This window comes from Streptomyces sp. Go-475, from assembly GCF_003330845.1.
In the GTDB taxonomy this organism is placed as follows: domain Bacteria; phylum Actinomycetota; class Actinomycetes; order Streptomycetales; family Streptomycetaceae; genus Streptomyces.
In genome coordinates, this window is the sequence record NZ_CP026121.1 from 6,391,685 (window position 1) to 6,413,985 (window position 22,301).

Genomic DNA, 22,301 nt, shown 5'->3' on the forward strand with positions numbered 1-22,301 from the left:
GCGCGTCAGTTTCGGGCCTCTCCCGGAGCGACACGAACGGGTGAAGCCGTAGGCACACGTGTCCCCTGTCGTCTCCACCGGTAACCTCACACCCATGGCCTCACGTCCCTCCGCAGCCAAGAAGTCGCCCGCGAAGAAGGCGGCCGCTTCAGCGAAGGCTCCGGCGAAGAAGGCCGCTGCCAAGAAGGCCCCCGCGAAGAAGGCGCCCGCCAAGAAGGCCGCGGCGAAGAAACCCGCGCCCAAACCGGCACCCAGCCCGACCGGAGGCATCTACCGGCTCGTGCGCGCCGTGTGGCTCGGCGTCGCGCACGCGGTCGGCGCCGTGTTCCGCGGCATAGGGCAGGGTGCCAAGAACCTCGACCCGGCCCATCGCAAGGACGGCGTCGCCCTGCTGCTGCTCGCCATCGCGCTGATCGTCGCCGCCGGCACCTGGGCCGACCTGAAGGGTCCCGTCGGCGATCTGGTCGAGATCCTGGTGACCGGTGCCTTCGGCCGGCTCGACCTGCTCGTGCCGATACTGGTCGCCGTCATCGCCGTCCGCTTCATCCGCCACCCGGAGCAGCCCGAGGCCAACGGACGGATCGTCATCGGCCTGTCCGCACTCGTCATCGGCGTGCTCGGCCAGGTGCACATCGCGTGCGGCTCGCCCGCGCGCGGCGACGGCATGCAGGCCATAAGGGACGCCGGCGGGCTCATCGGCTGGGCCATCGCCACCCCGCTGTCCTACGCCATGGGCGACGTGCTCGCGGTGCCGCTGCTCGTGCTGCTGACGATCTTCGGGCTGCTGGTCGTCACGGCCACCCCGGTCAACGCCATCCCGCAGCGGCTGCGGCTGCTCGGTGTGCGGCTCGGGATCGTCCGCGACCCGGCCGAGGACGAGTACGAGTACGGCCTCGCCGAGGACGACGAGCGGTACGAGGAGCAGTGGCGTGAGGCGCTGCCCGCGCGCCCGCGCGGCAGGCGCGCGCCGGCGCCCGCGGCGTACGACCCCGACAGCGCCGAGCAGGAGGCCCTCCAGCGGCGCCGCGGCCGTCCCAGGCGCTCGGCCGTGCCGCAGCCCGACATGGACCGGCCCAGGGACGCCGTGGACGTCGCCGCGGCGGCCGCCGCCGCGCTCGACGGCGCGGTGCTGCACGGCATGCCGCCCTCGCCGATCGTCGCCGACCTCACCCAGGGCGTGCGGGTGGGCGATCAGGAGCCGACCACGCCGACGCCCGTCCCGGCCGCCCGGCCCCAGCAGGAGAAGCCCCAGCAGGACAAGCCCGAGCCGCAGAAGCCGAAGGCCGGCGTCCGCGACCTCACCAAGGCCCCGCCCGCCGAGCCCCGCGACCTGCCCCCGCGCGCGGAGCAGCTCCAGCTCTCCGGTGACATCACGTACGCCCTGCCGTCGCTCGACCTGCTGGAGCGCGGCGGCCCGGGCAAGGCCCGCAGCGCCGCCAACGACGCCATAGTCGCCGCCCTGACCAACGTCTTCACCGAGTTCAAGGTGGACGCGACCGTCACCGGCTTCACGCGCGGGCCGACGGTCACGCGCTACGAGATCGAGCTCGGCCCCGCCGTGAAGGTCGAGCGGATCACCGCGCTGGCCAAGAACATCGCCTACGCGGTCGCCAGCCCGGACGTGCGGATCATCAGCCCGATCCCCGGCAAGTCCGCGGTCGGCATCGAGATCCCGAACACCGACCGGGAGATGGTCAACCTCGGCGACGTCCTGCGGCTCGCGGAGTCCGCGGAGGACGACGACCCGATGCTGGTCGCCTTCGGCAAGGACGTCGAGGGCGGCTACGTCATGCACTCGCTGGCCAAGATGCCGCACATGCTGGTCGCCGGCGCCACCGGCTCCGGCAAGTCGTCCTGCATCAACTGCCTGATCACCTCGGTCATGATGCGGGCCACCCCCGAGGACGTGCGGATGATCCTCGTCGACCCCAAGCGGGTCGAGCTGACCGCCTACGAGGGCATCCCGCACCTGATCACGCCGATCATCACCAACCCCAAGCGGGCCGCCGAGGCGCTCCAGTGGGTCGTCCGCGAGATGGACCTGCGCTACGACGACCTGGCCGCCTACGGCTACCGGCACATCGACGACTTCAACAAGGCCGTGCGCGAGGGCAAGGTCAAGCCGCCCGAGGGCAGCGAGCGGGAGTTGCAGCCGTACCCGTACCTGCTGGTCATCGTGGACGAGCTGGCCGACCTGATGATGGTCGCGCCCAGGGACGTCGAGGACGCGATCGTGCGCATCACGCAGCTCGCGCGCGCGGCCGGCATCCACCTGGTCCTCGCCACGCAGCGGCCCTCGGTGGACGTCGTCACCGGCCTGATCAAGGCGAACGTGCCGTCCCGGCTGGCCTTCGCCACGTCCTCGCTGGCCGACTCGCGGGTCATCCTCGACCAGCCGGGCGCCGAGAAGCTCATCGGCAAGGGTGACGGCCTGTTCCTGCCGATGGGGGCCAACAAGCCCACCCGTATGCAGGGCGCCTTCGTCACCGAGGAGGAGATCGCGGGCGTCGTCCGGCACTGCAAGGAGCAGATGACGCCGGTCTTCCGGGACGACGTCGTCGTGGGCACCAAGCAGAAGAAGGAGATCGACGAGGACATCGGCGACGACCTCGACCTGCTGTGCCAGGCGGCCGAACTGGTCGTCTCCACGCAGTTCGGGTCGACGTCCATGCTCCAGCGCAAACTGCGCGTCGGCTTCGCCAAGGCCGGGCGGCTGATGGACCTCATGGAGTCCCGGAACATCGTCGGACCGAGCGAGGGTTCCAAGGCACGTGACGTTCTTGTGAAGCCTGATGAGCTGGATGGCGTGCTCGCCCTGATCCGCGGGGAGTCTGAAGGGTAGGGAAGCGGGACACGGTGGTCGCCTCGCGGGGCGGTGTACGGCAATCGGGTGTCCGGATCGTGACTCACCCGTAAGGGGTCATCGAGCAACCGTTTCCGTTCGGCGTACGTCAAGTTGAGGGAAGCGACAGCAGTGACCCCGCCATCGGGATGTCGGGCCATTCCGATGGCGTACAAAGTGCCACCGCCCGGTTGCCCCACCCTTTTGCACCCCCCCTAGACTGAACCTCCAGCACAGGCGGCTACACGCTCGAAAGGCGCCCCCGTGTCCATCGGCAACTCCCCTGAAGACGAGCGTCCGTTCGAAGACGAGCGCGTCGAAGAAGACCGCGAGGAAGCCCGCCCCTCCATCGGCCGTGCCCTGCAGCAGGCTCGTATCGCCGCCGGGCTGACCGTCGACGACGTCAGTAGCGCCACCCGGGTCCGCATGAACATCGTGCACGCCATCGAGGCGGACGACTTCACCGCCTGCGGCGGGGACGTGTACGCCCGCGGACACATCAGGACCCTGGCCAAGGCCGTCCACCTCGACCCGGCCCCGCTGCTCGCCCAGTACGGCGAGGAGCACGGCGGGCGTCCGGCACCGACCCCGGCAGCCCCCCTCTTCGAGGCGGAACGTATCCGTCCGGAGCGGCGGGGGCCCAACTGGACCGCGGCCATGGTCGCCGCGATCGTCGCCGTGATCGGTTTCGTCGGGTTCACGATGTTCCAGGGCGGCGACGACGGCTCCGGCGAGGCCAACGTGGCCGAGGGCTCCACGCCCGACGCCTCCGCCTCTCCCACCACCAAGACCAAGAAGCCCGCCGACCCCAAGCCCGAGCCCTCGGACAGCGCCATCGCGGCCGCGCCGCAGGACAAGGTGACGGTCCAGGTGGCCGCCACCGACGGCCGCAGCTGGATCGCCGCCCGCGACCACAACAACCGGATGCTCTTCGACGGCGTCCTCAAGCAGGGCGACTCCAAGACCTTCCAGGACAGCTCCAAGATCCATCTCGTCCTCGGGGACGCCGGCGCGATCGACCTCTTCGTCAACGGCAAGAAGATCGAGGACGACTTCCAGCCCGGCTCCGTCGAACGCCTGACGTACACCAAGGGCGACCCCGAGGCCGGGTAACTCGGCCGAAGGGGTGCAGGACGTACGGGGTTGGCCATGATCGGCCAACCCCGTCGACGTGGGGTGTCAGCGGGACGAAGTAGTCTTGAGCCCATGCCTGAACGCCGTACCGTCGCACTCGTCACCCTTGGCTGCGCCCGTAACGAGGTGGACTCGGAGGAGCTCGCAGGCCGTTTGGAGGCGGACGGCTGGCAGCTCGTCGAGGACGCCGAGGCCGCGGACGTCGCCGTCGTGAACACCTGTGGCTTCGTGGAGGCCGCCAAGAAGGACTCCGTCGACGCCCTCCTGGAAGCCAACGACCTCAAGGGACACGGCAGAACCCAGGCCGTCGTGGCGGTGGGCTGCATGGCCGAGCGGTACGGCAAGGAACTCGCCGAGGCCCTCCCCGAGGCCGACGGCGTGCTCGGCTTCGACGACTACGCGAACATCTCCGACCGCCTCCAGACCATCCTGAACGGCGGCATCCACGCCGCGCACACCCCGCGCGACCGCCGCAAGCTGCTGCCGATCAGCCCGGCGGAGCGGCAGGAGTCGGCCACCGGCGTCGCGCTGCCCGGGCACGCCCCCGCCGACCTTCCGGAAGGCCTCGCTCCGGCCTCCGGCCCCCGCGCGCCCCTGCGCCGCCGGCTGGACGGATCCCCGGTCGCCTCCGTGAAGCTCGCCTCCGGCTGCGACCGGCGCTGCACCTTCTGCGCCATCCCGTCCTTCCGCGGCTCCTTCATCTCCCGCCGCCCGAGCGACGTGCTGAACGAGACGCGCTGGCTCGCCGAGCAGGGCGTGAAGGAGATCATGCTGGTCTCCGAGAACAACACCTCCTACGGCAAGGACCTGGGCGACATCCGCCTGCTGGAGTCGCTGCTGCCCGAGCTCGCCGAGGTCGACGGCATCGAGCGGGTGCGCGTCAGCTACCTCCAGCCGGCCGAGATGCGGCCCGGCCTCATCGACGTCCTGACGTCGACCCCGAAGGTCGCGCCCTACTTCGACCTGTCCTTCCAGCACTCCGCGCCCGGCGTGCTGCGCGCGATGCGCCGCTTCGGCGACACCGACCGGTTCCTGGAGCTGCTCGACACGATCCGCGGCAAGGCGCCCGAGGCCGGCGTGCGCTCCAACTTCATCGTCGGCTTCCCCGGCGAGAGCGAGGCCGACCTCGCCGAACTGGAGCGCTTCCTGAACGGCGCGCGGCTGGACGCCATCGGCGTCTTCGGCTACTCCGACGAGGAGGGCACCGAGGCGGCGACCTACGACAACAAGCTCGACGAGGACGTCGTCGCCGAGCGGCTGGCCCGCGTCTCACGGCTCGCCGAGGAACTCGTCTCGCAGCGCGCCGAGGAGCGCGTCGGCCAGACGGTGCACGTGCTCGTCGAGTCCGTCGACGACGAGGACGGCGTGTACGGCCGCGCGGCGCACCAGGCGCCCGAGACGGACGGCCAGGTGCTGCTCACGAGCGGCGCGGGTCTGCGTGTCGGCCGTATGGTCGAGGCGAAGGTGGTCGGTACGGAGGGTGTCGACCTGGTGGCCGAGCCGCTGCAGAGCTCGTTCGCGTCGCCTGCGTGGAGTGAGGAGGCGGGCAGATGACCGGTGTCCCGGCATCCGCGGCGGGAGGCCCCTCCGGCGCGAGGAGGGCCGCAGCCGGTACGGCCCCTGCGGCCTCCGCGGCCTCGGGGAAGGTTCCCGGGGCGGCGGTGGGACGTGCGGTCGCGCGGTCGGCCGAGGGCGGGGCGACCGGAGCGGGGCGCGGCGCGTCGTCCGCTGCGGGTCACGGCGGTGCGGCGTCCGGTGAGGCCGGGGCCGGAGCGGGCGGGGCCGGCGTAGGCGGGGCTGGCGTGGATGGGGCCGGCCTGGGCAGGGCTGGCGTTGACGGGGTCGGTGTAGGCGGGGCTTCGGAGAGCGTCGACGGCGCGCAGGGTGAGGAGCGGCCGGCGCGGGGCGGGAAGCTGGCGGCGGCTGCCGTCAACCAGGCCAGTGTCTGGAACATCGCCAACCTGCTGACGATGCTCCGGCTGGTCCTCGTACCGGCCTTCGTCGCGCTGATGCTCGCCGACGGCGGATACGACCCGGCGTGGCGGTCCCTCGCCTGGGCGGCCTTCGCCATCGCCATGATCACCGACCTCTTCGACGGCCACCTGGCGCGCACCTACAACCTGGTCACGGACTTCGGGAAGATCGCCGACCCCATCGCCGACAAGGCGATCATGGGGGCGGCGCTGATCTGTCTGTCCGCGCTCGGCGATCTGCCGTGGTGGGTGACCGGGGTCATCCTCGGGCGGGAACTCGGGATCACCCTGCTGCGTTTCCTCGTCATCCGGTACGGGGTCATCCCCGCCAGCCGCGGAGGCAAGCTCAAGACGCTCACCCAGGGCGTGGCCGTGGGCATGTACGTGCTGGCGCTGACGGGGTGGCTGGCCACCCTGCGGTGGTGGGTGATGGCCGCGGCGGTCGTTCTCACCGTGGTGACGGGGCTCGACTATGTGAAACAGGCCATTGTGCTGCGCAGGCGGGGAATCGCCGAGCGCAAGGCCGCGTTGGAGGAGAAGGAAGCGTGAGTTCCACGGCCACCGACGTGGTGCGACTACTCACGGTGAAGGGCGAGACGCTCGCCGTCGCGGAGTCGCTGACCGGTGGCCTCGTTGCGGCGGAGATCACATCCGTCCCCGGGGCGTCCAAGGTCTTCCGGGGCTCGGTGACCGCCTACGCCACCGAACTCAAGCATGAACTGCTCGGTGTCGACGCCACCCTGCTGGCGGCGAGCGGAGCGGTGGACCCGCAGGTCGCGGCCCAGATGGCGGTCGGCGTACGCAAGGCGCTCGGCACCGACTGGGGCATCGCGACCACCGGTGTGGCGGGTCCCGATCCGCAGGACGGACAGGCCGTCGGCACGGTCTTCGTGGCCGTGGACGGACCCGCCGGGGCCGATTCCGGTTCCGCCGGCGGCGGAAAAGTGGAGGGTCTGCGGTTGAACGGCGACCGCGCGGAAATTCGTAGAGAGAGTGTACGGAGCGTACTCGCACTGCTCCTGGAGGAGCTTGCGAGCGAACAGACTGGGAATGAGCGGGCACAGGATACGGAACGGAACGGGGGGTTTTGATGTTTGCAGCCCTGAGTGAACACGACATCGCTCCCCGCACGGCCGCGGCGCAAGGCGGTACGGTGGGGCGTAATGGATGCGGCTACGCGGTCCGAGGAGGGAGCCACCGATGATTCTGCTCCGTCGCCTGCTGGGTGACGTGCTGCGTCGGCAGCGCCAGCGCCAGGGCCGTACTCTGCGCGAAGTCTCCTCGTCCGCCCGAGTCTCACTCGGCTATCTCTCCGAGGTGGAGCGGGGGCAGAAGGAGGCTTCCTCCGAGCTGCTCTCCGCCATCTGCGACGCGCTGGACGTACGGATGTCCGAGCTCATGCGGGAAGTGAGCGACGAACTCGCCCTCGCCGAGCTGGCCCAGTCTGCTGCGGCCACCCCCAGCGAGCCTGTGCCCACGCCGGTTCGGCCGATGCTGGGCTCCGTTTCGGTGACCGGTGTGCCACCGGAACGGGTGACCATCAAGGCGCCCGCCGAGGCGGTGGACGTCGTCGCCGCGTGAGCGTTCGCGCGTGCGTGGCATGAACGAACGGTGCTGATCGGGCGCCGAGACGTGGTGAGGCCCCGGCCGGGGTTCTCCGGGTGACCCGGAGGGGTGTCGGTCGGGGTTTTCGCTTGCCTGCGGATCCTGTGCGGAGCCTGTGCGGCTCCTGCCTGCGGAGCTTGCCTGTGGGTGGCCCGGCGTCGCCGTGTCTGATTTGTGTGCGTTTGCCGGTGGTGCGTGCGGCCGTCATCGTTGAGGGGATGGCGGGGGGCAGTCCACGGAGGTGCGGATGTACGTCGTGAAGAGCCCGTTGTCGGACGCGAGCCTGAAGACCGTGTCCGAGGCGCTGCAAGGTGCCCTCGTCGACCTGGTGGACCTCGCCCTGGTGGCGAAGCAGATCCACTGGAACGTGGTGGGGCCGCGCTTCCGTTCCGTGCACCTCCAGCTGGACGAGGTCGTCGACACCGCGCGGAAGCACTCCGACACCGTGGCGGAGCGCGCCGCCGCGCTCGGGATCCCGCCGGACGGGCGGGCCGCAACGGTGGCCGTCGGCAGTGGGATCGGAGTGACGCCCGAGGGGTGGGTCGACGACACGACCGCCGTGGGCACGCTCGTCGAGGCGCTGGGCGCGGTGATCGCGCGGATGCGGGAGCGGGTGGAGGCGACCGGGGAGCCGGATCCGGTGAGCCAGGACATCTTCATCGGGATCACCGCGGACCTGGAGAAGCATCACTGGATGTTCCAGGCCGAGAACGGGTGACCGGAGCCGGCGCGGCAGCGGGTGCGGGCGCGGGGCCGGCCGGGGGCGCCGCCGCTCGGCGCGGAGGGGTGCGCGGTGCGCCTGTGTGCCCGTGGTGCGCCCTGCCCGCGGGGCCGGGCGGCCGAATAGCGTCGGGCCGGAGGTGGCGGCCATGGCGGGGATAGAGCGCTGGGGGGTCCGGCGCTGGGGGGTCCGGCGCTGGGGGATGCGCGGGGGTCTGCTCGGGCTGGGGGTGCTGTGGTGGTGGGCTGTGCTCCGGCTCGCGGTGGTGCCCGGCGCGGGGGTGCTGGAGGCCGCGGTCGCGGCGGGCGGGTGGGGTCTGAGTGTGCTGCCGGTGCACTGCGTGGCGAAGGGTCGGGCGCAGGGGGCGGTTGGTTCGGGGCGGTGGCGGAGGGTCTGGGCAGTGGGAGGTCGGGGAGTGGTGGCGCGGGGGCGGGGTGTGGTGGTGCGGCGGGGGTGAGTGGAAGTGGTCGTGGGTGGCTCGTGGGTGATCGCGCGGCAGGAGTGCGGCGATCGCGCGGCGGGGGTGCGGTGATCGCGCGGCGGGGGTGCGGCTGTAGGTAGTGGGGCTGCGGGCGTGGGTGGCTGTCGGAGGTCGAGCCGCGCGGGTGTGTGGCCGGCCGTGGTTGAGTGGTGGGGCGGTGGCTGTCTGATCGGCGGGGCGCGCGCTACCACGGCATGGCCACGCCCCCGTTCGGGCGGAGGATCTGGCCCGTGGTGAAGGCCGAGGCGTCGGATGCCAGGTGCAGGACCGCGTGGGCGATGTCCTCGGGCTCGCCGACCCGGCCCAGGGGTGACATGCGGGCCATGACGGACTCCGTGCGCGTCTGGGCCTCGCTGTCGTGGCGGTCGGTCATCGGTGTACGGATCCAGCCCGGTGCGACCGCGTTGACGCGGATGCCGTGCCGGCCGACCTCGGTCGCGAGGGTCTTCGTCAGCTGGACGACCGCCGCCTTGGCCGCTCCGTAGCAGAGCAGTCCGGGGCCGCCGGTGTCGACGGCGCCCGAGGCCATGGTGACGATGCTGCCCCGGGTGCCGCGGGCGATCATCAGGCGGGCCGTCTCATGGCAGGCGTACAGCACTCCCTTGAAGTTCACGTCCAGCACCCGGTCGAGGTCCTCGTCCCGGGTCTCCAGTACGGGGCTGCTGTGCATGATGCCGGCGATCGCGGCCAGGACCTCCAGGCGTTCGCAGGAGGTGATGGCCTGCCGCAGCCGGGAGCGGTCGGTGACGTCGAGGACGTGCGTGCGGGCGGTGCCGCCGGCGGCCTTGATCAGGGTCGCCGTCTCGTGCAGGCCCTCGGCGTCGCGGTCCGCGCAGTGCACGGTCGCGCCCGCCTCGGCGAGCAGGAGCGCCGAGGCCCGGCCGATGCCGCTCGCGGCGCCGGTGACGAACGCGGTCCTGCCGGTGAGGTCGTACGCCGTGACGGGCATACAGGGACCGTACGAGCGTTTCTGACAGTCCGTCAATTACTGGGTCGGGTCCGGCCGCGTCCGGTCGGCGCGGGTGCGGGGCCTGGCTGGCAGGTGGGGCACCAGTAGGTGGGGCGTTCGCGGGAGCCGTCGCCCTGGTCGGCCACCCGGACGGAGGTACCGCACCGCAGGCAGGGGCGGGGTGCCCGGCCGTACACGAAGAGGTCCTGGCCGCGGCGGCCGGTCGTGCTGCGGATCGGGCGGTCGCGGTTGGTCTCCAGCAGCTTCTTGGCGAGAGCGGGCAGCTTCGCAGCGCGCTCGGCGGGCAGGTCGCCCACGGGGAACCAGGGGGTGACGCCCAGGAGGAAGCAGAGCTCGCTCTTGTAGACGTTGCCGATGCCGGCGAGGTTGCGCTGGTCGAGGAGGGCCTCGCCGAGGGGGCGGGCCGGGTCCTGGAGGAGGTTGGCGAGGGCCCGGTCGGGGTCCCAGTCGGGGCCCAGGAGGTCTGGCCCGAGGTGGCCGACCGCGCGGTGCTCGTCGGTGGTGCGCAGGAGTTCCAGGACGGGGAGGCGGTAGCCGACGGCGGTGCGGTCGGTGGTGCCGAGGATCGCACGGATCTGGTGGCCGGGGCCGCCGGTCCAGCGCCGGCCGTTGTCGTAGACCTTCCAGGAGCCGTCCATCCGCAGGTGGGAGTGGAGGGTCAGGCCGCCCTCGACGCGGGTCAGGAGGTGCTTGCCACGCGGGGTGACGTCGAGGATTGCACGGCCCGTGAGGTCGGCCGTGGCCAGGCGGGGCACCCGGAGGTCGCTGCGGGTCAGCACCTTGCCGGCGAGGGCGCTGTGCAGCCGTCGCGCGGTCTGCCAGACCGTGTCTCCTTCGGGCATGGGTCAAGGGTGGCACGGGGTCGGGGGTGGATGCCGGGGCGCGGGCGGGCGGTGGGGCTGTCAGGCGCGCAGGCGGAGTCCTCGGGGTGTGGCGATGAAGCCCGCTCCTTCCAGGAGGGTGCCGATGGGGGAGGTCAGGGCCTGGGCGCCGTTGACGCGCTCCACCGTGACCGTGCCGAGGGAGCCCGCTCGGGCGGCTGCCGCGAGGGCCTCCGCGGCAGCGGTCAGGCGGGGGTCGCCGGTGGGGTCGCCGTCCGGGTCGGCGGCCCAGGCGAGCAGGGTCTTGCCGCCGCGCTCCATGTAGAGCGTCAGCTCGCCGTCGACCAGCACCACCAAGGAGCCCGCCTTGCGGCCCGGTTTGTGACCGGCGCCGGTCGGGGGCTCGGGCCAGGGCAGGGCGGCGCCGTACGCGTTCGCCGGGTCGGCGGCGGCCAGGACGACGGCCCGGGCGGTGGCGTCCGGGCGGGTGCGGCGGCCCGGGAATCCGTCGTACCCCGCGCGTGCGCCGTTCTGCCAGGGCGGGGTTCCCTGCGGGGTGTGGTCGCGGGGCGAGACCCACTCGCCCGGGGACGGGGCGGGGGTGTCGTAAGCGTCGTAGGTGTCGCGGGCGGGGCCCTGGTCGAGGAAGCCGTCGTGGCCCGGGTCGTCGGTGTGGTCGGTGGAAGGGGACGGGTCGTACGGATCGGCGAAGTCGTGGGCCGGGAACGGGTCGGGGTCCCGGCCCGGAGGGGGACCGGGCAGGTCCTCGCCCCGGTCGCGGGCGTTGGACACCGCGCGCAGTCGGTCCACGGCCCCGTCCATCGCGAACTGCGCCGCGCCCAGGCCCTCCACCACGTAGCCGCGGCGGGCCTGGCCGCTCTCCTCGAAGACGGACAGGACGCGGTACGTCGCCGAGAAGCCGCCCTCGACGCCCTCCGCCGCGACCGCGCCCCTGGTGATCACGCCGTGCCGGTCGAGGAGGGTGCGGGCGAGGGCGTGCGCCCGGACCGTGGGGTCCGGTTCGTGGGCCGGGAGCAGGGACCAGCGGCCGGCGACGGTCGGCGGGCCGGAGCGGGACGCCGGGCGGGCCGCGGCCGTCAGGGAGCCGTAGCGGCCGCGCGGGACCGTGCGCTTGGCGCGGTGGGCCGTGGAACCCGCCGTACGGCCCGAGCCGAGCAGGGAGCGCATGGGGGAGAGCGTGTCGTTCGTCAGGCGGCCCGACCAGGCCAGGTCCCACAGGGCGTCGGCCAGCTGGGGATCCGTGGCGTCCGGGTGGGTGGTGGCGCGGACCCGGTCGGCGATCTGGCGGAAGAACAGACCGTAGCCGCCGGAGAGCGCGTCCAGGACGGACTGGTGCAGGGCCGTCAGCTCCAGGGGGTGCGGGGGCGGCAGGAGCAGGGGGGCCGCGTCCGCCACGTAGAGGGAGACCCAGCCGTCCTTGCCGGGCAGGGAGCCCGCCCCGGCCCAGACCACCTCTCCTGCGGCGGTGAGCTCGTCCAGCATCGCGGGCGTGTAGTTCACGACCCGGGACGGCAGGACCAGCTTCTCCAGGGCGGAGGCCGGCACGGACGCGCCCTGCAGCTGCTCGATGGCGCGCACCAGCCCGTCGATGCCGCGCAGGGAGTGCCCCTTGCCGATGTGCTGCCACTGGGGGAGGAACTGGGCGAGCGCGGCCGGCGGCACCGGCTCCAGCTCGTGCCGCAGGGCGGCCAGGGAGCGGCGGCGCAGTCGGCGCAGCACCGCCGCGTCGCACCACTCCTGGCCGATCCCGGCCGGATGGAACTCGCCCTGGACGATACGGCCGGCCGCGGCGAGCCGCTGGAGGGCGCCCTCGGTGACGGCGACGCCCAGACCGAAGCGGGCCGCCGCCGTGGCCGACGTGAACGGGCCGTGCGTGCGGGCGTAGCGCGCGAGGAGGTCGCCGAGCGGGTCCTTGACCGGCTCCGTGAAGGCTTCCGGGACGCCGACCGGCAGCGCTGTGCCCAGGGCATCGCGCAGGCGGCCCGCGTCCTCGATCGCCGCCCAGTGGTCGGCACCGGCGATACGGACCCGGATGGCGCGGCGGGCACCGGCCAGCTCCTGGGCCCACTGCGGCTCGGCGCCCCGCTCGGCCAGCTCCGCGTCCCTCAGCGGGCCGAGGAGGCGGAGGAGGTCGGCGACACCCTCGGCGTCCTTGGCGCGGCGGTCCTCCGTGAGCCACTGGAGCTCGCGCTCCAGCTCCGTCAGCACGTCCGCGTCGAGCAGCTCGCGCAGCTCCGCCTGGCCCAGCAGCTCGGCCAGCAGCCGGGAGTCCAGGGACAGGGCGGCGGCCCGGCGCTCGGCGAGCGGTGAGTCGCCCTCGTACAGGAACTGGGCGACGTAACCGAACAGGAGGGAACGCGCGAAGGGGGAGGGCTCGGGGGTGGTGACCTCGACGAGGCGCACCTTGCGGGACTCCAGGTCGCCCATCAGCTCGACGAGCCCCGGGACGTCGAAGACGTCCTGGAGGCACTCGCGGACCGCCTCCAGGACGATCGGGAACGAGCCGAACTCGCTCGCCACCTGCAGCAGCTGGGACGCGCGCTGCCGCTGCTGCCACAGCGGGGTGCGCTTGCCCGGGTTGCGGCGCGGCAGCAGCAGCGCGCGGGCCGCGCACTCGCGGAAACGGGAGACGAACAAGGCCGAGCTGCCCACCTGGTCGGTGACGACCTGGTCGACCTCACCCTTGTCGAAGACGACGTCGGCGGCGCCCACGGGAGCCTGCTCGGCGTCGTACTCCCGGCCCGTCTTCACCGGGTCCTGGTCCAGCAGGTCCAGGCCCATCAGGTCGGCGTCGGGCAGGCGCAGGACGATGCCGTCGTCGGCGTGCATGACCTGCGCGTCCATGCCGTACCGCTCGGAGAGCTTGGCGCCGAGGGCGAGGGCCCAGGGGGCGTGCACCTGCGCGCCGAAGGGGGAGTGGACGACCACGCGCCAGTCGCCCAGCTCGTCGCGGAAGCGCTCCACGACGATCGTCCGGTCGTCCGGGACGTGGCCGCAGGCCTCGCGCTGCTCGTCCAGGTACGAGAGCACGTTGTCCGCCGCCCAGGCGTCCAGACCGGCGGCGAGCAGACGCAGCCGGGCGTCGTCCTTGGGCAGCGAGCCGACCTCCCGCAGGAACGCCCCCACCGCCCTGCCCAGTTCGAGCGGGCGGCCCAGCTGGTCGCCCTTCCAGAAGGGCAGCCGGCCCGGCACGCCCGGGGCCGGGGAGACCAGGACGCGGTCGCGGGTGATGTCCTCGATGCGCCAGGAACTCGTGCCCAGCGTGAAGACGTCGCCCACGCGGGACTCGTAGACCATCTCCTCGTCGAGCTCGCCGACCCGGCCGCCGCCCTTCTTCGGGTCGGCGCCCGCGAGGAAGACGCCGAACAGGCCGCGGTCGGGGATCGTGCCGCCGGAGGTGACGGCGAGGCGCTGGGCGCCGGGGCGGCCGGTGATCTCACCGGTGACGCGGTCCCACACCACGCGCGGGCGCAGCTCCGCGAACGCGTCCGACGGGTAGCGGCCGGCCAGCATGTCGAGGACCGCCGTGAAGGCCGACTCGGGCAGTGAGGCGAAGGGGGCGGCCCGCCGGACGGCGGCGAGGAGGTCGTCGAACTGCCAGGTGTCCATGGCCGTCATCGCGACGATCTGCTGGGCCAGGACGTCCAACGGGTTGGCGGGGACCTTGAGCGACTCGATCTCGCCGGTGCGCATCCGCTCGGTGACCACCGCCGCCTGGACCAGGTCGCCGCGGTACTTCGGGAACACCACGCCGGTGGAGACCGCGCCCACCTGGTGGCCCGCCCGGCCCACGCGCTGGAGACCGGAGGCCACCGAGGGGGGCGACTCCACCTGCACCACGAGGTCGACCGCGCCCATGTCGATGCCCAGTTCGAGACTGGACGTGGCCACGACCGCGGGCAGGCGGCCCGCCTTGAGGTCCTCCTCGACCAGGGCGCGCTGCTCCTTGGACACCGAGCCGTGATGGGCCCGGGCGATGACCTGGGGCGCGCCCTGGGCGGCTCCGGACCCGCCCATGAGCTCGGCGGGGGAGTGGTGCTCCTCCAAGGGCTCGCCCGTGGCCCGCTCGTACGCGATCTCGTTCAGGCGGTTGCACAGGCGCTCCGCGAGGCGCCGCGAGTTCGCGAAGACGATCGTGGAGCGGTGGGACTGGACCAGGTCGGTGATCCGCTCCTCGACATGCGGCCAGATCGACGGCCGCTCGGCGCCCTCCGAGCCGTCCGACACCGGGGAGCCACCCAGCTCGCCCAGGTCCTCGACCGGGACGACCACGGAGAGATCGAACTCCTTGCCCGACTCCGGCTGGACGATCTCCACCTTGCGGCGGGGGGAGAGGAAGCGGGCGACCTCGTCGACCGGGCGGACCGTCGCCGACAGGCCGATGCGGCGGGCGGGCTTCGGCAGGAGGTCGTCCAGCCGCTCCAGGGAGAGCGCGAGGTGGGCGCCGCGCTTGGTGCCGGCGACCGCGTGCACCTCGTCCAGGATCACCGTCTCGATACCGGTCAGCGCCTCGCGCGTGGCCGACGTCAGCATCAGGAACAGCGACTCGGGGGTCGTGATCAGGATGTCCGGCGGGCGCGTCGACAGGGCGCGGCGCTCGGCGGCGGGGGTGTCGCCCGAGCGGATGCCCACCCTGACCTCGGGCTCGGGCAGACCCATCCGTACGGACTCCTGACGGATGCCGGTCAGGGGGCTGCGGAGGTTGCGCTCGACGTCCACCGCCAGGGCCTTCAGGGGAGACACGTACAGCACCCGGCAGCGCTTCTTGGAGTCGGCCGGGGGCGGGGTCGAGGCCAGCTGGTCCAGGGCGGCGAGGAAGGCGGCCAGGGTCTTGCCGGAACCGGTGGGGGCGACGACCAGCACGTCCGAGCCCTCGTGGATGGCCTGCCACGCGCCCGCCTGGGCCGTGGTGGGCGCGGGGAAGGCACCCGTGAACCAGGCGCGGGTCGCGGGGGAGAAGCCGTCCAGGGCTCGGTGCGTGTTGCTGGGCATGCGTCCATCGTGCACCCCGGCACTGACAACGGCGGGCCGCCGCGGGTTCCCCGGCCGCTTCGACGGGGGCGGGCTGCCGTGGGGCTGTCGGCCGTCGACGGGCCCGGGCCGCCGCAGGTTCGTGGCCGTTTCGACGAGGGCGGGCCGCCGAGTCCGTCAGCCCGGCGCGGACGGGGCCGCGCCCGAGGATGCCGTCGCGGCGGACAATGGTCCCGTGAGCGAGCGAGCGCGGCACTGGCGGTACGACGAGCTGCCCGGGGTCGACCTGCTGCGGGCGCGGTACGTGCGGAAGACGTTCGTGCGGCACACACACGAGAACTTCGTGATCGCCGCCATCGCCGACGGCGTGGAGGTGTTCCACCACGGCGGAGCCGATCAGTACGCGGGAGCCGGAGCCCTCGCGCTGGTCAACCCGGACACCCCGCACACCGGGCGGGCCGGCGTGCCCGAGGGATGGCGGTACGGGGCCGTGTACCCGCCGGCGGACGTCGTGGCGGAGATCGCGGCCGAGACGACGGCACTGCGAGGGACGCCGGGGTTCGTCAGCCCCGTGCTGGACGATCCGTACGCCGTCGGTCTGGTGCACCAGGTGCTGCGAGCCGCCGACGAGGGCAACGCGCTGGCCGCGGACACGCTGCTCAGAGTGGCCGTGACCAGGTTGCTGCGCTTGAACGGCGGGCCGATGCCGCAGCGCAGGGTGCGGACGGCCGGTGCGCGGATCGCGGCACGCGCGCGTGGTGTGCTCGAGGAGCGGATGGCACGGCCGCCGACCCTGGAGCAGTTGGCGGCTGACCTCGGGACCAGCCCGTTCGCCCTGCTGCGGGCCTTCCGGGACGCCTACGGGATGCCGCCGCACACGTGGCTCACGGACGCGCGGGTCCGCAGGGCGCGGCGCCTGCTCGACGCGGGCACGGCGCCCTCGGAGGTGGCCGTGACCGTGGGGTTCACCGACCAGCCGCATCTCAACCGGCACTTCAGCCGGATCGTCGGGGTCCCTCCGGGGGCCTACCAGCGGGAGCGCAAGAACGTACAAGACGCGCTGTAGGCACCGGCCGTAGGTTGCGGTGCGTGGCAGAACCGACAGCTCTCACAGGCTCAGGAACAGACGGGGACTCAGGAACGGACGGGAAGCCGGACAGCGCGGTCGCGGGGAGACCGGACAGCGCGGTCGTGCGGGACGCTCTGGGCGTCGGGGTCGCCGTGGGGCTGTCCGGATTCGCCTTCGGAGTGACCTCGTCCGGCAGCGGGCTCTCGCTGCTCCAGACCTGCGCGCTCAGCCTCCTGGTGTTCACCGGGGCGTCCCAGTTCGCCCTGGTGGGGGCTCTCGCGGCCGGCGGAGGCCCGTTCACGGCCGCCGCCGGGGCCTTCTTCCTGGGCGTACGGAACGCCTTCTACGGCTTGCGCCTGTCGCAGTTGCTGGCCCTCCCGCGCGCGGTGCGGCCGTTCGCCGCCCAGTGGGTGATCGACGAGACGGCCGCGGTCGCGCTCGCCCAGCCCACCCGGCGCGCTGCGCGGCTCGGGTTCCTGGTGACCGGGCTGAGCCTGTACGTCCTGTGGAACCTCACCACGCTGCTCGGCGCCCTGGGCGCCGGCGCCCTCGGGGACACCGACGCGTGGGGGCTGGACGCCGCGGGCCCCGCGGTGTTCCTGGCGCTGCTCGCGCCGATGCTGAAGACCGCGGCCGAGCGGGCCGTCGCCGGGCTCGCCGTACTGCTGGGGCTCGGGCTGCTGCCCGTCCTGCCCGCCGGGGTGCCGGTGCTGACGGCCGCGCTGGCGGCACCGATCGTGCTGTGGGCGGACGGCCGGCGCCGGGGACGGGAGGACGAGCGGTGACCGTCTGGATCGCGATCGGTGTGACCGTCCTCGGGTGCTACGCCGTCAAGCTGGCCGGGCTGCTGGTGCCCGCGGCAGCCCTGGAGCGCCCTGTCGTCAAGCGTCTCGCCGCGCTGCTGCCCGTCGCGCTGCTCGCGGCCCTCACCGCCCAGCAGACCTTCGCCGACGGGCAGACGCTGGCGCTGGACGCCCGGGCCGCCGGGCTCGCGGCAGCCGCCGTGGCACTGGTGCTGCGCGCGCCGTTCCTGCTCGTCGTCGCGGCGGCCGTGGCGGTGACCGCGGGGGCGCGGGCCCTGGGGGCCTGATCAGCCGATGGCGCGGCCGTACGCGCTCAGGGCGCGCAGGGCCTCGATCGTCACGATCGGACGGGCCTCCAGCGCGGGTGCCGGGGCCCACTGGCGCCAGCGCACCGGCCAGCCGCCGTCCTCCCGCTGCTGGGCCGCGAGGTGATCCAGGGAACGGGCCATCTCGTCGTCCGTGAACCACGCGCGCGCCAGGGACCGCGGTGTCCTCGCGTAGTCGTACGGGAAGTGGTGCTCGCCCGGGGCGTACCCCGGGGAGACCGGATGAGCGTCCAGGTCGCCGGGGTCCAGAGCCGCCAGGCCCTGTGCGCGCACCAGGCGGCCCAGGCGGTCGGCGGCCGCCTCCGCGCGCGGGCGGTCGGGGGCGGAGTCCAGGAACGCCACGGCGGCCTCGACCTCGTACGGGTGCGACTTCTCCAGGGACTCGACGGCCTGCCAGCAGAAGTCCGTGGCCCGGAACAGCCAGGCGTGCCACACCTCGTTGCGGTGCAGCAGCCCCACCACCGGGCCGGTGGCCAGCAGGTCGCTGGGCGGGTCGTCCACGATCGGCACGAAGGGGGCCGTCGGGTAGTCGCGCTGGCTGGGACGGATCGCCGGGAGCGCGCCGTCCGCCGTGGAGACGGACGTCAGATAGCGGCACATGCGTTCCACGCGCTGGCCGGCGCAGCGTCCGACGGCGTCCAGGACGCGCAGGGCGTGGGCGGTGTGCAGCGGCTGGCTGACCGGACCGCGCAGATCGGGCTCCAGGGCGTGGCCGTACCCGCCGTCGTCGTTGCGGTAGGCGTCCAGGGCGGTTTCCACCGGGTCGGCGGCGCCGCCCCGGAAGTGATGGGCGAAGAGGCGTTGCTCCAGCACGCGCGCGGTGAGCCAGACGAAGCGTTCGGCGCGGGCCACGGGGGTGTGCGGCGGGGGCGTCGGGGGGAGTGCGGTAGCTCCTGTTTCGGCCATGGGTCAGACCGTAGGGCGCGAAGCGGCGCCGGCAGGCGGTCCCGGCTCAGGCCCACCCCCAGGGGCGGGATACTGGAGTCATGCGGTTGACGGTCTTCTGGCAGCGGATGGCGGAGCACTTCGGTCCGGGCTACGCCGACACCTTCGCGCGCGACCACGTGATGTCGGAGCTCGGCGGACGCACCGTGCACGAGGCGCTGGCGGCCGGCTGGGACGCCAAGGACGTCTGGCAGGTGGTCTGCGCGGTGATGGACGTGCCCCGGGAGAAGCGCTGACCGCTGCCGGCCGTCCTCGCAGACCGCCGGCCGCCACGAAGACCGGCAGCCGCACGAAGGCCGCCAGTCGGCCACGAAGATCGCAGGCGGGCAGACGGCTGTCGGTGGCGTGGGCGAGACTTGGTGCGTGGCACCCACTGACGAGACCGGGCAGGCAGCCCAGCAGTCCCCGTTCGGTACGACCCCGCCCACCCGCCCCCCGGTCGGCGGGGCCGCCGGGCCGAACGGCCGCATGCCCCGCTGGCTGCCGCGCGCCATGGTGCTCGCGCTGGCTCTCGTCGCCGTGTTCCAGCTGGGCAGCTGGGCCTTCCACCAGCTCACCGGCCTGCTGATCAACATCCTCATCGCGTTCTTCCTGGCGCTCGCCATCGAACCCGCGGTGAGCTGGATGGCTTCGCGCGGCATGCGCCGAGGGCTGGCCACGTTCGTCGTCTTCATCGGCGTGATGATCGTGTCGGCCGGCTTCGTCACGCTGCTCGGTTCCATCCTCGCGGACCAGATCATCAAGATGATCGAGGGCTTCCCCGCGTACCTCGACTCCGTCATCAACTGGATCAACACGCACTTCAAGACCGACCTGAAGCGCGTGGACATCCAGGAGGGCCTGCTCCGTTCCGACTGGCTGCGCAACTACGTGCAGAACAGCGCCACGGGCGTGCTGGACGTGTCCGCCCAGGTCATCGGCGGCCTCTTCCAGCTCCTGACGATCGCGCTGTTCTCGTTCTACTTCGCCGCCGACGGTCCGCGGCTGCGCCGCGCGCTGTGCTCCGTCCTGCCGCCCGCCCGGCAGGCCGAGGTGCTGCGCGCGTGGGAGATCGCGGTGAACAAGACCGGCGGCTACATCTACTCCCGCGGCCTGATGGCGCTGATCTCCGGCATAGCGCACTTCGTCCTGCTGCAGGTCCTGGACGTGCCCTACGCGCCCGTGCTCGCCGTGTGGGTGGGCCTGGTGTCGCAGTTCATCCCCACGATCGGCACGTATCTCGCGGGTGCCCTGCCCATGCTGATCGCGTTCACGGTGAACCCCTGGTACGCGCTGTGGGTGCTCATCTTCGTGGTGGTCTACCAGCAGTTCGAGAACTACGTGCTGCAGCCCAAGCTGACCGCCAAGACCGTCGACATCCACCCCGCGGTCGCCTTCGGCTCGGTCATCGCGGGCACCGCGCTCCTCGGTGCCGTCGGCGCGCTGATCGCCATCCCCGCCATCGCCACGCTCCAGGCCTTCCTGGGAGCGTACGTGAAGCGGTACGACGTCACGGACGACCCCCGGGTGCACGGGCACCACCGCCGCGGGGAGGGACCGGGCGTGATCACGCGCGCGAGGCTGCTGTGGTCCCGGCGGCCGGGGGCGCAGCGACCCGAGGACCCGGGCTCCGGCGAGAACTCCTCCTGAGGCCGGACGCCGCCCCGCCCCTCACGGTGTCGCGGCCCGCAGCAGGCTCGCCCGATCGTCGGGGCCGAGGAATCCGTCGGGCAGCGTCCTGCCGTCCAGCAGACCGTGCACCAGGCCGGCATGTTCGGCGAACACGGCCCGGCACTGCGCGCGTTCCGGGTGGTCACGGTCGCTGCCGAAGACCCGGACCGCCCGCTCGCTGCTCCCGTCCACGGGCGAGGAGAGCTCCGCGACGACGAGCAGGAGCTCGACCAGCCCGGTCCGCAGCGGAGCCTTTGGACCGGCCGCCAGGCGGAGCAGGAACGGCAGGGCCGCCGGCATGGCGGGGCCCATGTGGAAGACACCGTCCATCAGGACGTTGCCGAGCACCCGCTCGGCCTCCGGAGCCGCGGCCGGATCGAGCAGTGCGCGCAGCAGGGCCGGGATCCCGGCGGGACAGCCGGGGAACTCCGCCCAGGCGATGTCCTCGCAGCCGCGCAGCGCGGGGTGGTCCCGGCCGGCCCGTGGGGCTCTCGGGAACTTCTCGAGGAACCGTGCGACGGCGGCCTCCTTGGCCACCGCGTCGATCCGGCACATCCGTCTCCCCCTCCCCGAGGCAGGCCTCGGCTGTCAGGGCACGGTACTCCGGCACGGGCCACCGTGCGGCCCGTGCCGGAAGGGCCGCGTGGTGCGCTTGACACAAAAATCGAACATCCATTCTTATGGAGTCTCCGGTGAGGCTCAACGAAGGGCGTTTCGACGTACTTTGGGTGGAGAAGTGCCCGAGTTATCCACAGGCCGGACGGGCGTCGGGGCGCATTGTCAGTGGCAGGCGTTAGCGTCTTTGACGTGAAGCGATCGACTCAAGCAAATCGGGTGGAACCCATGGCAGGAACCGACCGCGAGAAGGCCCTGGATGCCGCACTCGCACAGATTGAACGGCAATTCGGCAAGGGCGCGGTCATGCGCATGGGCGAGCGGTCCAAGGAGCCCATCGAGGTCATCTCGACCGGGTCCACCGCCCTGGACGTGGCCCTCGGCGTGGGCGGCCTGCCGCGCGGCCGCGTCGTGGAGATCTACGGACCGGAGTCCTCCGGTAAGACCACCCTCACCCTGCACGCCGTGGCGAACGCGCAGAAGGCCGGAGGCCAGGTCGCCTTCGTCGACGCGGAGCACGCCCTCGATCCCGAGTACGCGAAGAAGCTCGGCGTCGACATCGACAACCTCATCCTCTCCCAGCCGGACAACGGCGAGCAGGCCCTGGAGATCGTGGACATGCTGGTCCGCTCCGGCGCCCTCGACCTCATCGTCATCGACTCCGTCGCCGCGCTCGTCCCGCGCGCGGAGATCGAGGGCGAGATGGGCGACAGCCACGTGGGTCTGCAGGCCCGCCTGATGAGCCAGGCCCTGCGGAAGATCACCAGCGCGCTCAACCAGTCCAAGACCACCGCGATCTTCATCAACCAGCTCCGCGAGAAGATCGGCGTGATGTTCGGCTCCCCGGAGACCACGACCGGTGGCCGGGCCCTGAAGTTCTACGCCTCCGTGCGCATCGACATCCGCCGCATCGAGACCCTGAAGGACGGCACCGAGGCGGTCGGCAACCGCACCCGCTGCAAGGTCGTCAAGAACAAGGTCGCGCCGCCCTTCAAGCAGGCCGAGTTCGACATCCTCTACGGCCAGGGCATCAGCCGCGAGGGCGGCCTCATCGACATGGGTGTGGAGCACGGCTTCGTCCGCAAGGCCGGCGCCTGGTACACGTACGAGGGCGACCAGCTCGGCCAGGGCAAGGAGAACGCGCGCAACTTCCTGAAGGACAACCCCGACCTGGCCAACGAGATCGAGAAGAAGATCAAGGAGAAGCTGGGCGTCGGCGTGCGACCGGAGGAGCCGGCCGCCGAGCCGGGCGCGGACGCCGCGGTCTCCGCCGCGCCGGACGACGCGAAGTCGGTGCCCGCCCCGGCGGTGGCCAAGACGGCCAAGACCAAGGCCGCTGCCGCCAAGAGCTGAC

19 protein-coding genes are annotated in these 22,301 nt (G+C 72.7%); 14 read left to right on the forward strand and 5 right to left on the reverse strand.

Features of this window, described 5'->3' with window-relative positions; translation table 11 throughout:
- Positions 1-94: 94 nt before the first annotated feature.
- The 8 genes from C1703_RS29435 to C1703_RS39915 all read left to right on the forward strand — a co-directional run bounded on the left by C1703_RS29435 (position 95) and on the right by C1703_RS39915 (position 8,732).
- Complete coding sequence (locus tag C1703_RS29435; protein WP_198678303.1) at positions 95-2,842, forward strand: DNA translocase FtsK; 2,748 nt, start codon at positions 95-97, stop codon at positions 2,840-2,842.
- 264 nt (positions 2,843-3,106) lie between these two features.
- Positions 3,107-3,955: a helix-turn-helix domain-containing protein gene (locus C1703_RS29440; protein WP_114255658.1), complete on the forward strand. Its 849-nt coding sequence runs from the start codon at positions 3,107-3,109 to the stop codon at positions 3,953-3,955.
- Between the two features lie 93 nt (positions 3,956-4,048).
- Positions 4,049-5,530, forward strand: a complete 1,482-nt coding sequence (rimO, locus tag C1703_RS29445; protein ID WP_114255659.1) for a 30S ribosomal protein S12 methylthiotransferase RimO — start codon at positions 4,049-4,051, stop codon at positions 5,528-5,530.
- The gene (gene pgsA / locus C1703_RS29450) at positions 5,527-6,498 is read left to right on the forward strand and encodes a CDP-diacylglycerol--glycerol-3-phosphate 3-phosphatidyltransferase (RefSeq protein WP_114255660.1); all 972 of its coding nucleotides are present in this window, start codon (positions 5,527-5,529) and stop codon (positions 6,496-6,498) included. Before rimO ends, pgsA begins: the two co-directional genes overlap by 4 nt.
- Complete coding sequence (locus C1703_RS29455; RefSeq protein WP_114255661.1) at positions 6,495-7,040, forward strand: CinA family protein; 546 nt, start codon at positions 6,495-6,497, stop codon at positions 7,038-7,040. The genes pgsA and C1703_RS29455 overlap by 4 nt, the downstream gene beginning before the upstream one ends.
- A 109-nt stretch (positions 7,041-7,149) precedes the next feature.
- Positions 7,150-7,530, forward strand: coding sequence for a helix-turn-helix transcriptional regulator (locus tag C1703_RS29460; protein ID WP_003993396.1), 381 nt, complete (start codon positions 7,150-7,152; stop codon positions 7,528-7,530).
- Positions 7,531-7,801: 271 nt separating this feature from the next.
- On the forward strand, positions 7,802-8,272 hold the full coding sequence (locus C1703_RS29465; protein WP_114255662.1) for a DNA starvation/stationary phase protection protein: 471 nt from the start codon (positions 7,802-7,804) through the stop codon (positions 8,270-8,272).
- A gap of 205 nt (positions 8,273-8,477) precedes the next feature.
- Positions 8,478-8,732, forward strand: coding sequence for a hypothetical protein (locus tag C1703_RS39915; protein ID WP_114257646.1), 255 nt, complete (start codon positions 8,478-8,480; stop codon positions 8,730-8,732).
- Between the two features lie 208 nt (positions 8,733-8,940).
- Here C1703_RS39915 and C1703_RS29475 read toward each other — a convergent pair whose 3' ends face one another.
- Genes C1703_RS29475 through C1703_RS29485 form a run of 3 tightly spaced genes read right to left on the reverse strand, consistent with a single transcriptional unit; the run spans position 8,941 to position 15,560 of the window.
- Positions 8,941-9,705, reverse strand: coding sequence for an SDR family NAD(P)-dependent oxidoreductase (locus C1703_RS29475; protein ID WP_114255663.1), 765 nt, complete (start codon positions 9,703-9,705; stop codon positions 8,941-8,943).
- Positions 9,706-9,737: 32 nt separating this feature from the next.
- Entirely contained in the window at positions 9,738-10,568 is an 831-nt protein-coding gene (locus tag C1703_RS29480) for a DNA-formamidopyrimidine glycosylase family protein (protein ID WP_114255664.1), read from the reverse strand.
- A gap of 60 nt (positions 10,569-10,628) precedes the next feature.
- Entirely contained in the window at positions 10,629-15,560 is a 4,932-nt protein-coding gene (locus tag C1703_RS29485) for an ATP-dependent helicase (protein ID WP_114255665.1), read from the reverse strand.
- Positions 15,561-15,774: 214 nt separating this feature from the next.
- Between C1703_RS29485 and C1703_RS29490 the strand changes: the two genes are divergently transcribed.
- The 3 genes from C1703_RS29490 to C1703_RS29500 all read left to right on the forward strand — a co-directional run bounded on the left by C1703_RS29490 (position 15,775) and on the right by C1703_RS29500 (position 17,698).
- The gene (locus C1703_RS29490; RefSeq protein ID WP_114255666.1) at positions 15,775-16,605 is read left to right on the forward strand and encodes an AraC family transcriptional regulator; all 831 of its coding nucleotides are present in this window, start codon (positions 15,775-15,777) and stop codon (positions 16,603-16,605) included.
- A gap of 125 nt (positions 16,606-16,730) precedes the next feature.
- On the forward strand, positions 16,731-17,393 hold the full coding sequence (locus tag C1703_RS29495) for an AzlC family ABC transporter permease (protein WP_114255667.1): 663 nt from the start codon (positions 16,731-16,733) through the stop codon (positions 17,391-17,393).
- Positions 17,390-17,698 carry an AzlD domain-containing protein gene (locus tag C1703_RS29500; protein ID WP_114255668.1) on the forward strand — a complete coding sequence of 103 codons (309 nt, stop codon included), beginning with the start codon at positions 17,390-17,392 and terminating at the stop codon, positions 17,696-17,698. Before C1703_RS29495 ends, C1703_RS29500 begins: the two co-directional genes overlap by 4 nt.
- On the opposite strand, the gene C1703_RS29505 is transcribed toward C1703_RS29500, so the two are convergent.
- Positions 17,699-18,643 carry a hypothetical protein gene (locus C1703_RS29505; RefSeq protein ID WP_114255669.1) on the reverse strand — a complete coding sequence of 315 codons (945 nt, stop codon included), beginning with the start codon at positions 18,641-18,643 and terminating at the stop codon, positions 17,699-17,701.
- 80 nt (positions 18,644-18,723) lie between these two features.
- Between C1703_RS29505 and C1703_RS29510 the strand changes: the two genes are divergently transcribed.
- Positions 18,724-18,918 carry a DUF3046 domain-containing protein gene (locus C1703_RS29510; protein ID WP_114255670.1) on the forward strand — a complete coding sequence of 65 codons (195 nt, stop codon included), beginning with the start codon at positions 18,724-18,726 and terminating at the stop codon, positions 18,916-18,918.
- Between the two features lie 127 nt (positions 18,919-19,045).
- The gene (locus C1703_RS29515; protein WP_114255671.1) at positions 19,046-20,311 is read left to right on the forward strand and encodes an AI-2E family transporter; all 1,266 of its coding nucleotides are present in this window, start codon (positions 19,046-19,048) and stop codon (positions 20,309-20,311) included.
- Positions 20,312-20,332: 21 nt separating this feature from the next.
- On the opposite strand, the gene C1703_RS29520 is transcribed toward C1703_RS29515, so the two are convergent.
- Positions 20,333-20,887: a hypothetical protein gene (locus C1703_RS29520; RefSeq protein WP_114255672.1), complete on the reverse strand. Its 555-nt coding sequence runs from the start codon at positions 20,885-20,887 to the stop codon at positions 20,333-20,335.
- Between the two features lie 288 nt (positions 20,888-21,175).
- Between C1703_RS29520 and recA the strand changes: the two genes are divergently transcribed.
- On the forward strand, positions 21,176-22,300 hold the full coding sequence (recA, locus tag C1703_RS29525; RefSeq protein ID WP_114255673.1) for a recombinase RecA: 1,125 nt from the start codon (positions 21,176-21,178) through the stop codon (positions 22,298-22,300).
- Position 22,301 lies beyond the last annotated feature (1 nt).